We start from the raw sequence: 11,943 nt of genomic DNA, 5'->3' as shown, positions 1-11,943 counted from the left end.
AAGCAGGTGCTAATTTAAATGTATTTCCTTAAAATCTGAGACTTAAAAGCGATTTGAATGTTATTTGCCTGCATTCTCTTTAATCAGCTCCAGAAGTTCGGTATCTGAAATAATGGGAATGTTTAGTTTTTTTGCTTTTTCTAGTTTTGATGGCCCCATATTTTCCCCCGCAACCAGGTAATTCAGCTTTCCTGATATGCTGCTCAATATTTTTCCGCCGTTTGATTCAATTATAGCAGCAAGTTCGTCGCGGCTGTAGTCTGCGAAAACACCCGAGATGATAAATGTTTTGCCGGTGAGAGCAGAACTTGAAAGTATCACCTCTTTTTCCTCTGCTTCAAACTGTAAGCCCGCTGCTTTCAATTTTTCTATTTGCTCAAGATGCCTCGCGTCTTTAAAGTAGGCGATGAGGCTTTCTGCAATTCGTCCGCCTATTTCATCTACTGCTATCAATTCATCAAGACTCGCATTCATCAGGCTGTCGATGTTTTTAAAATGTGCTGATATCTTCCTGGCGACTGTTTCCCCGACATATCGGATGCCCAGCCCGAAAAGGACCTTTTCAAAGGGCATTTGCTTCGATTTTTCAATCCCTTCCAGCATGTTACTAATTGATTTTTCACCGAATCGTTCCATCTGCGCCAATTCATCTGTTTTTTCATACAGCCTGTAAAGATCGCTGATGTGTTCAATCAATCCCTTGCGATAAAGAGTTTCAACTGTTTCGTCTCCCATGCCTTCGATGTTCATCGCTTTTCTGCTTATGAAATGCTGGATCTTTCCGGTGATTTGCGGCGGACAGGCTTCGTCGTTTGGACAGTAATGAACTGCTTCTCCTTCCCGCCTGATCAGATCACTGCCGCATTCGGGACAGGTGGAGGGGTAAATGATCTTTGGGCTGTTGGGCGGACGCTTAATAGTGTTGACCGACGTTATTTTGGGAATAATTTCGCCGCCCTTTTCCACGAACACATGATCTCCCTCATGCAGGCCGAGCCGCTCAATCTCATTGGCATTATGTAATGTTGCCCTCTTTACCGTGGTACCGGCAAGAAGCACAGGTTTCAGATTTGCCACAGGAGTGACCGCTCCGGTTCGTCCGACCTGGTAACTGACACTTTCAAGAACGGTCTCGGCTTCTTCTGCCTTATATTTATATGCAATTGCCCAGCGTGGCGACTTGGCTGTAAAGCCGAGCTCATCCTGTTGTGCATAACTATTTACCTTCAGCACGATCCCATCAATATCGTAGCTCAGATCGAAGCGCTTCTCCCCCCAATAATGGATGAAGTCAAGCGCTTCATCAATGTTGCTGCAACGCTTATTATGCTCGCAAACATGAAATCCCCAGCTCTCAACAGCCTGAAGGCTCTCCCAATGGGTCTTAAACATCCTTTTATCGGTATACAAAAAGTAGAGAAAGCAGTCAAGCGGACGCCTTGCTACTTCCGAGGAGTCCTGCAGCTTAACAGTCCCCGCCGCAAAATTGCGGGGGTTAGCATAGGGAACCTCGTTATTGCTGATCCTTTCATTGTTTAAGCGTTCGAACGCCGCGCGGTGCATAAATACTTCACCCCGTATTTCAAACTGATCCGGAAACCCGGTTCCGCGCAGTTTGGAAGGGATCCTCTTAATCGTTTTAATATTTGAGGTCACATCATCACCCTGTGTCCCATCCCCGCGGGTAACAGCTCTCAGGAGTTTTCCATCTTCGTAGGTGAGGCTCATGGAAAGTCCGTCAAACTTTAGCTCACAAACATATTCGAAATTAGGACCGATAGATTTCCGTATTCTTTCATCAAATTCTCTTAATTCCTGCTCGCTATAGGTATTACCCAGCGACAGCATTGGCCATTTATGCCTGACAGTCTGGAATGTTTTGGTTATCTCACCCCCAACTTTCTGAGTTGGTGAATCAGGATCCTGCAAGTCAGGATGTTCTTTTTCAAGGTCTGCAAGTTCTCTCAATTTCTGATCAAACTCAAGGTCGGAAATTGTTGGCTGAGCCAGTACATAATAATTATAGTTGTGCTGGTTCAATTCTTTAACCAGCACATCCATTCTTTCCTTAATCTCAAAAAGCGGCATGGGAACGAAGATACGTTTTTTCAAAATTGAAAGCTTACGACGATATATCCCATTCAATAATTCTTAATATTGTCCTCCGGAAACCGTGCAGGCATAAAAGCTTTCCTGGCTGACGAAAGGCTGCATATTGGTTCTGTTCCGATAAACTGTATAGAAATGAAAATCAATTTTTTTAAGCGGAGAGTATATCTTTTACTCATTCCTGTGTTACTTGGTTCCTGTTCATCTGTAAGACAAACGAACAAATGGTTTGCCGGCGGAAGCTGGTATAACGGGATGAAGCAGCGTCCTCATTTAACAACCGATCGTGCCGAATTTGAAAAGCAGTATCAAAAAAATAAAGCCTGGTGGGATAAAGCTTTTACTTTCCTTAAGGAGACAAATACAGACAGTATTGCCCCGGGAAAATACATCCTGGATGGAAATGATGTTTATGTAAATGTCACGGTGAGTCCCATGCGTGAGTTTGAAAAGACGAAATGGGAATCGCACCGTAAGATGATTGATCTGCAATATACCTGCAAAGGGCATGAAAAAATGGGGATTGTACCGGTTAGCAAGGCAAAGGTTTCTGTTCCTTACGACGCCAAAAAAGATGTTGCAAATTATGAAGCAGAAGGGAGGTACTACCTGGCTGGCAATGATACTTTTTATCTGTTTTTCCCAGGAGATGCCCACAGACCCAATATTAAGACCGATGATGACCAGAAAGTAAAGAAGATTGTCATTAAGATCCGGTATACGGATTGAGCTTGCTTTCAATCTGGTCAAAGATCGTCATGTAATCATTCCGGAGACTTTCAAGATAGGGCACAAGGACTGCTGTAAGCTGTAATTTCTGGGTTTCCGTAAATGGGTTTACCCAGAGGCGCATGCAGATTCTCCCGAGCGCATATACGATATGGACGGAATCTTTATAACTGCTGAGGTATGCAGAGTTGATAAACTCGTCGAGGAAAAGAAAAAATGGTTTCGTGTCTGTGATCTTATTGAGTGTAAGAAACTTGTCCAGAGCTCTTTTGTCTGTCCGGGATAAAAAATAATAAAAGCGCTCTGTTGTTATGATGCCTTCGGTAAGCAGTATGCTGTCGAGCATAAGTTCGAGTGCTATGTGGGCAACAAAAGAGGGGCGCACTTCAGTGTTGACTAAAACAGGCCCGATAAGTGATTTGATATTTTGGGTATGAAGGCAGAAAAAGTCGGATGAATGAAAATAGCGGTCAACCTCCAGGTGCCGTTTCCAGCCTTCATAAATACGATACAGATTTTTATCAGTACTGAATTTTTCCGGATTTTTTTCCGGTCTCAGGCTCCATTCTTTATTCGCATTCTTCACAAGGTCAGGCAGCACCATGCCCATAATCCTTTCAGGATTGGTGATGCTCCGGTCAAAATAGAAATGCGATAGAAAGTTCATGCGTTACTCCTTGTTATCCCGCAAGGGCTCAAGATAACGATATTAAACCGCAAAATGAAGGTTTTTGATTCGTGTTGGTATGCCAGGGCCTGGGATTTAGTTGTTCTTCAGTTCTTTGAAGACCGGTTAAATGATTCCTGATATAATAGCATGCTGCAAGAGGACGATAGTTTTTACATCGCGGATCTGCCCCGTTTCCAGCATCTTTCTTGCTTCAGAAGCAGGTAATTCAACCAGGCCGATATCTTCGCCTTCATCTTTTTTTCCCCCACCTTCATTGACTTTTAAATCCGGAGAATAAATGCCGGTAAAGAAATACACATATTCCATGAAAGAAGCCGGCGAGCTGAAACCTTCTGCAATCTGCCTGATCTCGGAAATACGATACCCCGTTTCTTCTTCGACCTCCCGGATAACAGCATGTTCCGGCAGTTCTCCCTCGTCGATTACACCGGCGCAGGCTTCAATAATCATTTCTGGTTTTCTATGGCTCAAATGCACGGGGAGCCGGAACTGGCGTGTTAAAAGTACTGTCTTACGTTCGGGATCATGAAGGAGGATCGATGCTGCCGAAGGGCGGAAATAAACTTCCCTGATCTGTGTCTCGGTCTGCCCCCTGCTCGTCTTCTCAATTTCAATTGATTCAAGTCTGTACTTTTTATCAGAAAGGGTCTCCCTGTTTACAATTCTTACGTCTGCCATATCCACATAACAAGGAACCATGTCATGTTGTTTATCTGTTAGCTATCCCGAATTGTATGTTCCCTGCCAGTCAACAGAGCCTAAAATTTTTATCTTTGCAATCCACATAGTTATCGAACATGAACTTTATAGAAGAATTACGCTGGAGAGGCATGCTGCAGGATATAATGCCGGGAACTGAGGATGAACTCAATAAGGGCATCGTTTCAGGGTATATTGGTTTTGACCCGACAGCTGACTCACTTCACGTAGGTCATCTTACGCAGATCATGACCTTAATCCATTTTCAGCGTGCCGGGCATAAGCCCTTTGCGCTTGTTGGCGGAGCGACAGGCATGGTAGGAGACCCCTCTGGTAAATCGGCTGAAAGAAACCTTCTTTCAGAGGATGTGCTGAAGCATAATGTAGCATGCATCGAAAGTCAATTAAAGAAATTTCTTGACTTTGAATGCGGAGCCAACAGTGCAGAGATGGTTAACAATTTTGACTGGTTTAAAAATTATAATTTCCTCGATTTCATTCGCGATGTTGGAAAGCATATCACGGTAAACTATATGATGTCCAAAGATTCTGTTAAGAAACGTCTTGAAGGAGAAACCGGGATGTCATTTACAGAGTTCAGTTATCAGTTGGTGCAAGGATACGATTTCTACTGGCTTTGGAAAAATAAGGGATGTATGGTGCAGATGGGCGGTTCCGACCAATGGGGAAATATCGTCACGGGCACGGAGTTAATCAGGAGGAAAGAGGGGGGCAGTGCATTCGCTGTAACTACAAAGCTGATCAAAAAAGCTGACGGAACAAAATTTGGCAAGACGGAAGGCGGTGCTGTATGGCTCGATGCCAAAAGAACTTCGCCCTATAAGTTTTACCAGTTTTGGCTGAACACTTCTGATAGTGATGCAAAAGAATGGATCAGGGTCTTTTCTTTAAAGACAAAAGCTGAACTTGAGGCGATAGAAGCAAAGCATGAGGAAGCGCCTCATCAGAGGGCTTTACAAAGGGCATTAGCTGAAGAGATCACTGCAAGGACACATTCTGAAGAGGCTTTACAGAAAGCGATCAGCACATCAGAGTTTTTGTTCAGCACAGGTTCCGTTGATTTTCTTGAGCAGCTTACTGATGATGAAATCCTGGAGGTTTTTGAAGGTGTTCAGCGGTTTGCAGTCTCTAAAGATGAACTGCAGCAAGGCATAAATGTCACCGACCTCCTGGCAGAGAAAACTAAGGTGTTTCCTTCTAAAGGAGAAGCCCGTAAAATGATCCAGGGTGGCGGAGTTTCGGTTAACCGCAATAAGGTAAGCGATCCGAACGGACTGGTAACTGCAGATCAGCTGGTTAAAGGAGAATATCTTATCGCCCAGAAGGGAAAGAAAAATTACTTTCTGCTTATAGCCGGTTAGTCCCGCCGGGAAATCCTAAAGACAATTTAGAATCAGGACGGCTGACAGTGAAACATCATCCTGTCTCCGTCCAGGTTTTTAACCCCTCAGCGCTCAGCTTTTTTATGTTTTGGGACCCCGTGTCATTGAACAAGCAGGTTACATCCGCGGATGTCACTGTTATCATACCTTCCGGATATTTCGAAGCTTCCGTCAGGATAAACGAGTCCCAGATCCTGTGTAGATATAAAGGCACATGAATCCTGATTTGCCAGGTCAATTATATTAATACCGCCAGTCCGGTTGTTTCCAAGGAAGGTCAGCGGATCATTTATATCCCTTACCAGCATCTTCATCCAGGGAGGACAGCTGAATATTCCCTTTCCTTTGGAATAGGCTTGTGACAGCAGCTCAGTCATTCCATATTCCGAATGTATAGAATCCACTCCGAAACCGTTGCAGAGCGTTTCATGCAGTTCCGGTCTGATCATTTCCTTCCTTTTTCCTTTCATTCCCCCTGTTTCCATCACGATGAGGTCGGGAAAATTAATGGTATATCTCTCTGCAAAGTCCAGAAGGGCATAGGTTACCCCGATCAGGATAACTTTTCTGTTTTTCGCTCTCAGGTCGTTGAGCGACTGGTAAAGTTCATCGTGATTGTAAAGAAAATAACCACTTTCCGGATTGTTGCTCCTCCTGATGAGTTCATCCACCATATAGATCAGGGAAGATCCCTCTCTTTCGAGGTAAGAAGGAAGTAGGGCCAGAATGGTATAGCCGGCAAGCGGACCGTAAAACAGCTCAAAGCCTCTTATAAAGCTCTCTTCGTAAAGTGCCAGATCTTTTACCGGGTGTTTGCTCTGGCTCATTCCGGTGGTACCTGAACTGGTAAAAACTATTTCAGGAATAAATTCACCAGTGCTGACGGAATGTGATTTAAAGAATTCTACAGGCAGAAAAGGAATTTTATGTATATCGGTGACATTGTCCGGATCCACTCTCAATGCCTTTGCAAAGCTCGAATAGACGGGATTGTCACGCACCTGCCGCCCGAATGTTTCCAGGGCAAGTTTAATAAAGGTCTGCTCCGAATGAATAGAGAATAGTTGTTTTACAATGTTGCTTTCCACGAGGCAAAGATACGTCAGGTATCTCTTCTGATCAAAAACCTCCAGAAATATCCGGCAAATGCGGACAGCCCGGCGGCTAACCCGCCTATCAATGCAGCTACGAACGCCATAATGAGCCAGTTTAACTTCAAGCCGGGGAGCATAAACATTTGCCCTACCCGGTTAGCGAGGATATTGTGGTTCGGAAAGCTTTTAATGATAGCCATGCAGAACCAGAGGATGAAGGCTGCTGAGAATCCTGCCCTGAAGGCATGTTTGCCGCTGCTAGCTCTCCACAATGCAAAAAGAAAAGCCACGGGGCCGATGATCCACCATGGAAGAAAGAACTGAAGTATCAGGCACGCCAGAAGAATGGGGCCGCTTAGCATAAATTTCATTGTTTCTGCAGAGTGAGGTGACGAATAATTCTATTGTTTTTTTGTGATGCGGATTGAAGGAAGAGCAACTCATTCAGCTTTCCTTTTGTCCAGGTATCAATCATGTCATCGTAGTAGAAGCTTCCGGGGTTGCCCGACTGGCCGCCCGGAAAGACACCAAAACCTTTGACCGGTTTGCCTAAAGCGACTACCATCCTCCAGGAGGGGCCATGGCTTTCACCTAAAGCATTAACAGAAGTCTTTGATCCCCCGTTAAGCAGGACACCTGAACCAAATCCCCCGATCTTTGCAAGGTGGCTCACCCGGCTTTGTTTGACATAGGCCCACTTCCATTTCTTGTTTAACGGGCCGAAACGGCGCTCAAGGCTGTCTACTGCAGTTTTAAAGGAAGCGATGATCAGGTCTTCCCTGGTCTCCTTTTCCGGAGTACTGACGTCATCAAACCAATGCGATGCAGGTTCCCTGGTCAGAAGCTCTACCGTCCTGTCTCTCGACGGGAATCGCATAAATGCCTGCTTATCATTGAAATCGTCAGCCCATATCCTGTTATACAGGTTTTTCTGCCATATCTCGAAAATTGAAGCTCCGATCTGACCGGCATCAAATTTCATGTTCCAGTTTTTTACTATGTTAAGCGCTCTCCGCTGGCTCGCATTCAGGAGTTCAGTATTTACCAGCTGCGTCATAAGAGGTAAAACTTCTTTTGCCAGGACGCTGTAGTTGTCATTCTGCAATGCTCTCATACTGTCAACGTCAGCTTTAGACATTGTCGTCAGCCGGGTGTTGATCCGGTGTGCCCTCTCATATCCGGAAAATTCCCAATTGATATAATAAGGATAGGTATTATCTGCAGATGGCTGATTAGCAGAACTGACAAAATTTCTTTTAGGATTCCTTACATAGGGGTTCTGTTCTGCCGGAATGCGCCCATGCCAGTCGTTTTCGGGCAGAGAGCCATCAAGCAGATATTTTCCCTGTCCATGCCATTTCATTGGAATGTATCCGTTTGCAGTAATGGCAATGTTATTTTCATTATCTGCAAAGACGAAATTTTGAGCGGGAGCTGTATAATAGGTAAGAGCTTTACGATAGTCAGAGTAGTTATGCGCACGGTTGAGATAGTAAAAGGTAGCTACATCCGCCGAGGGGTCGTGGGCAATCCATCTCATAGCGTATCCTTGGGGAACGTTTTGAGCTTTAGAGAAGCGCGCAGGCTTGCTGGTATAGACAACCGGGCCATGATGCGTGTAGAAAACAGTATCTGTTATCGTTGCGCCTCCCCGGACAACAATTTTTTCAAGCCGCGGCTGCGTCTTTTTCCAGATGTTGTTGTACCGGTATTCTTTAAATGCAGAATCCCTGAACCTGATCTTGTAAAAATCCAGAACGTCTGCGTCCACATTGGTAACGCCCCAGGCGATGTCCTGGTTAAACCCGATAATCACACATGGTGCGCCAGGGATAGAGACACCACAACTGTTGCTGCCGGGGGCAGAAAGCTGAACCTGATACCAGATAGAGGGCAGGGAGAGTTCCAGATGGGGATCATTTGCAAGGAGAGGATAGCCACTGGCTGTTTTACTTCCCGATATAGCCCAGTTGTTGCTCCCGATACCTTCCTTTTTCTGTCTGGTTCTGACAGAAGACAGGAATTCTTCTGCTTGTTGAGAATCCGGTGGCATAGGCAGCGGTAATCGTTTGAAATCCCATTTTGTTCCGGCAGGAATGATGGGGTCTGCCCTGAACGGAACGTCAGGGAACAGGTTGTCAATCGTTTCTTTTCCAAACTTTTTGAGCGCATTGCTCATATAAAGTTCATCAGATCCCCCAGCAAGAGTTGCCGACATCAGTTTTAATAATAGCGCGGTGTTTATTGGCTCCCATTTCTCCGGTTTGTAATCCAGTATTTTAAACTCAATTGGATAGTCAGCAGGCTTAAGTGTTTTAATGTAGGCGTTTACCCCATCTGCATATGCATAAATGGCCGCTTTTATTTCGGGGTGCTTCTCCAGTTCCTTTAACATGTTTTCGGCTCCGTAAACCATTCCCATCCGCCTCTGGTAGCGGTCAAGTTCAAGTGCCTTTTCTCCTACTACCTCTGAAAGACGTCCTCCGGCGTATCTGGATTGAAAGTCCATTTGCCAAAGCCGGTGCATGGCTGTCATATAGCCCTGGGCGAAGTAAAGGTCATAATCATTCTGGGCGAAAATATGAGGGATCATATGGTCATCCAGGGTGATCTTAACATCTCCTTTCAAGCCCTTTAAAGGAATGGCATCATCTGCCGTAGCATGCTGCTCGGCATTATTCCAAAATCCCCTGTACGGATCAAAAAATTTTCCTAAAGGAGGAATGCTTCCGGCTTTTGTATTGAGGATAATGATCAAAGCAACAGGCAGGAGTAGTATAATAGTGGCTTTCAGAATCTTCATTTGGAATGCTGGGTTGTACTCATTTTTTCATTTTTCATTCGGTTCATCAGATAGATGGTAACGGTTTGTTCTATCGTAAATATAGGTAGTTTTAACTGTTTTTTGAAGCGTGATGACTGAATTGCCATATCCGATGCAGAATTTGCGGGATTTAATTATATTTGGCAGCAGAGGGAAAGTACTGCTTGTTTTGATATCTCTATATGCTCAACCGGACCGGCTTGAACTGAATGATCTGTTAATGGCGATAGACAGGCAGCTCGTTGATGGAAAACCAGGTGAAAAACAGAAACAGAAGAATATTTAACCGTTATTAAGGCTGCTTAAAACTTCAGCAGTGTACAGATGTTATTGAATGCACGAAACAAATATGAAGTCCAGGAAAAAAAGTTCAGAACTCTCTCCGAAAACCGATGCTGTAATAGCCTACTCCCGATTTACGGATTATGATATCCACCTGTTTAAGGCGGGAAGGCACTATAAACTTTATGATAAGCTAGGATCGCATGTTGTAGAGCCTGAAGGGGAGAGGACGGGAACTTATTTTGCTGTTTGGGCCCCTAATGCCCTGAAAGTATCGGTTGTTGGAAATTTCAATGGCTGGAACCGCGATGCCCATCATTTGTTCTCCCGCTGGGACAGTTCAGGTATCTGGGAAGGATTCATTCCTGATGTTGGAGTGGGTGAAGTATACAAATACTGTATCCGCTCCGGATCTGGTGAAGAGCTTGAGAAAGCAGATCCTTATGCTCTTCGCTGGGAGGAACCGCCTCATACTGCTTCCATTGTATGGGACACATGGTTCGAGTGGAGCGACAAAGAGTGGATGAATAGCAGGTTCGAACATAACGGCCTGAAAAAGCCCTGGTCTGTATATGAAGTGCATCTGGGTTCATGGATGAGAAGCCCGGATTCTCCCGATCAATTCCTGGGTTACCGGGTGGTTGCCGATAAACTTGTACCCTATATAAAGGAGATGGGTTTTACACACGTAGAGTTTATGCCTCTCATGGAGCACCCTTATTATCCATCCTGGGGTTACCAGGTGACGGGATATTATGCTGCTTCATCCAGGTATGGAACGCCTCAGGACCTGATGTATCTTATTGAGCAGCTTCACAGAAACGGAATAGGAGTGGTGCTTGACTGGGTTCCTTCTCATTTCCCGGGAGATGTACATGGCTTATTTAAGTTTGATGGTACCCATCTTTATGAACATGCGGATGAGAAAGAAGGCTTTCATCCCGACTGGAAGTCGTACATTTTTAACTATGGAAGAAATGAGGTAAGGTCTTTCCTTATTAGCAACGCTTTATTTTGGCTTGACAGGTATCATATAGATGGACTGAGGGTTGATGCCGTAGCATCCATGCTTTATCGCGATTATTCAAGGAAGGAAGGGGAGTGGATCCCTAACCAGTATGGAGGCCGTGAGAATCTGGAAGCAATCAGCTTTATGAAGGAACTAAATGTGGCCGTATACGGTCAGTTTCCTGATGTGCAAACTATTGCAGAGGAATCCACTGCTTTTCCCGGAGTGAGTAAACCGGTGTTCAGCGGAGGACTGGGGTTTGGAATGAAATGGATGATGGGCTGGATGAACGATACGTTGAAATTTTTTCAGCAAGATCCTGTGCACCGGAGATATTATCATGGGCAGATCACATTCAGTACCGTATATGCATTCACCGAGAACTTTATGCTGCCTCTGTCTCATGACGAAGTAGTATACGGAAAGAAATCTCTCATTTATAAAATGCCTGGAGATGAATGGCAGAAGTTTGCCAATCTGAGGCTATTATATTCATATATGTTTACGCATCCAGGAACAAAGCTTTTGTTTATGGGAGGCGAATTTGGCCAGACCCGGGAGTGGGATTTTGAGCAGTCGCTCGACTGGCACTTGCTCGATTTTAAACCGCATCAGGGAATCCGCGAATTAATAAAGGATCTGAATGCATTGTACCGCACAGAAGGGGCCTTGTATGAGAAGAATTTTGAGTGGGAAGGTTTCAGGTGGATCGAATCGGGAGACGCCGAGAACTCAGTGCTGGTGTATTGCAGGAACGGGGACTCACTTGAAGAAAAGCTGGTGATCGTTCTTAATATGACTCCGGTACCCAGAGAGGATTACCGTGTTGGGCTGCCGCATCATGGCGACTGGCAGATTATTTTTAATTCTGATGAGGTAAAATATTATGGCAGCGGTTACGAACTGAACTATGCCATTACCACACAGCCAACACCCTGGCAGGGAAGAGACCAGTCTGCGGTATTGCAACTACCCCCGCTTTCTGCACTGGTGTTGAAAAGATTTAACAGGAATTCAAAATTCTGGTAAATGAAATTTCCTGTAAAAAATAAAAGCTGGCTCGTGCGAGCCAGCTTTTATTTTTTACAGGAAATTCTTGGAAT

Annotated in this window: 9 protein-coding genes; 3 read left to right on the top strand and 6 right to left on the bottom strand. The window is 44.8% G+C overall.

All coding sequences use genetic code 11. The annotated features are described in order from the left end of the window. Positions 1-60: 60 nt before the first annotated feature. The gene (gene ligA, locus DDR33_RS15540; RefSeq protein WP_109416720.1) at positions 61-2,088 is read right to left on the bottom strand and encodes an NAD-dependent DNA ligase LigA; all 2,028 of its coding nucleotides are present in this window, start codon (positions 2,086-2,088) and stop codon (positions 61-63) included. 156 nt (positions 2,089-2,244) lie between these two features. Between ligA and DDR33_RS15535 the strand changes: the two genes are divergently transcribed. Continuing rightward, positions 2,245-2,838 carry a YhcH/YjgK/YiaL family protein gene (locus tag DDR33_RS15535; RefSeq protein ID WP_146198782.1) on the top strand — a complete coding sequence of 198 codons (594 nt, stop codon included), beginning with the start codon at positions 2,245-2,247 and terminating at the stop codon, positions 2,836-2,838. On the opposite strand, the gene DDR33_RS15530 is transcribed toward DDR33_RS15535, so the two are convergent. After that, entirely contained in the window at positions 2,816-3,505 is a 690-nt protein-coding gene (locus DDR33_RS15530) for a hypothetical protein (protein WP_109416718.1), read from the bottom strand. The two genes, DDR33_RS15535 and DDR33_RS15530, sit on opposite strands and share 23 nt — an antisense overlap. 126 nt (positions 3,506-3,631) lie before the next feature. Continuing rightward, positions 3,632-4,207, bottom strand: a complete 576-nt coding sequence (locus DDR33_RS15525) for an NUDIX domain-containing protein (protein WP_158280765.1) — start codon at positions 4,205-4,207, stop codon at positions 3,632-3,634. Between the two features lie 119 nt (positions 4,208-4,326). Between DDR33_RS15525 and tyrS the strand changes: the two genes are divergently transcribed. Next, the gene (tyrS, locus tag DDR33_RS15520; protein ID WP_109416716.1) at positions 4,327-5,610 is read left to right on the top strand and encodes a tyrosine--tRNA ligase; all 1,284 of its coding nucleotides are present in this window, start codon (positions 4,327-4,329) and stop codon (positions 5,608-5,610) included. Between the two features lie 122 nt (positions 5,611-5,732). On the opposite strand, the gene DDR33_RS15515 is transcribed toward tyrS, so the two are convergent. The 3 genes from DDR33_RS15515 to DDR33_RS15505 are packed head-to-tail and all read right to left on the bottom strand — an operon-like array spanning position 5,733 to position 9,528. Continuing rightward, complete coding sequence (locus tag DDR33_RS15515) at positions 5,733-6,719, bottom strand: acyl transferase (RefSeq protein WP_202913754.1); 987 nt, start codon at positions 6,717-6,719, stop codon at positions 5,733-5,735. A 14-nt stretch (positions 6,720-6,733) separates the two neighbouring features. Further along, a complete protein-coding gene (locus tag DDR33_RS15510) occupies positions 6,734-7,096 on the bottom strand; it encodes a hypothetical protein (RefSeq protein WP_109416715.1) in 363 nt (120 codons plus the stop codon). Further along, on the bottom strand, positions 7,093-9,528 hold the full coding sequence (locus DDR33_RS15505) for a penicillin acylase family protein (protein ID WP_109416714.1): 2,436 nt from the start codon (positions 9,526-9,528) through the stop codon (positions 7,093-7,095). The genes DDR33_RS15510 and DDR33_RS15505 overlap by 4 nt, the downstream gene beginning before the upstream one ends. Before the next feature lie 370 nt (positions 9,529-9,898). Here DDR33_RS15505 and glgB point away from each other — a divergent pair, with 370 nt between their 5' ends. Continuing rightward, positions 9,899-11,869, top strand: a complete 1,971-nt coding sequence (gene glgB, locus DDR33_RS15495; RefSeq protein ID WP_109416765.1) for a 1,4-alpha-glucan branching protein GlgB — start codon at positions 9,899-9,901, stop codon at positions 11,867-11,869. Positions 11,870-11,943: the final 74 nt, after the last annotated feature.

The organism is Pararcticibacter amylolyticus, from assembly GCF_003130405.1.
Lineage (GTDB): Bacteria > Bacteroidota > Bacteroidia > Sphingobacteriales > Sphingobacteriaceae > Arcticibacter > Arcticibacter amylolyticus.
Note: the sequence above shows the minus strand (reverse complement) of the source record. Positions and strands in the feature narration are given on the sequence as shown.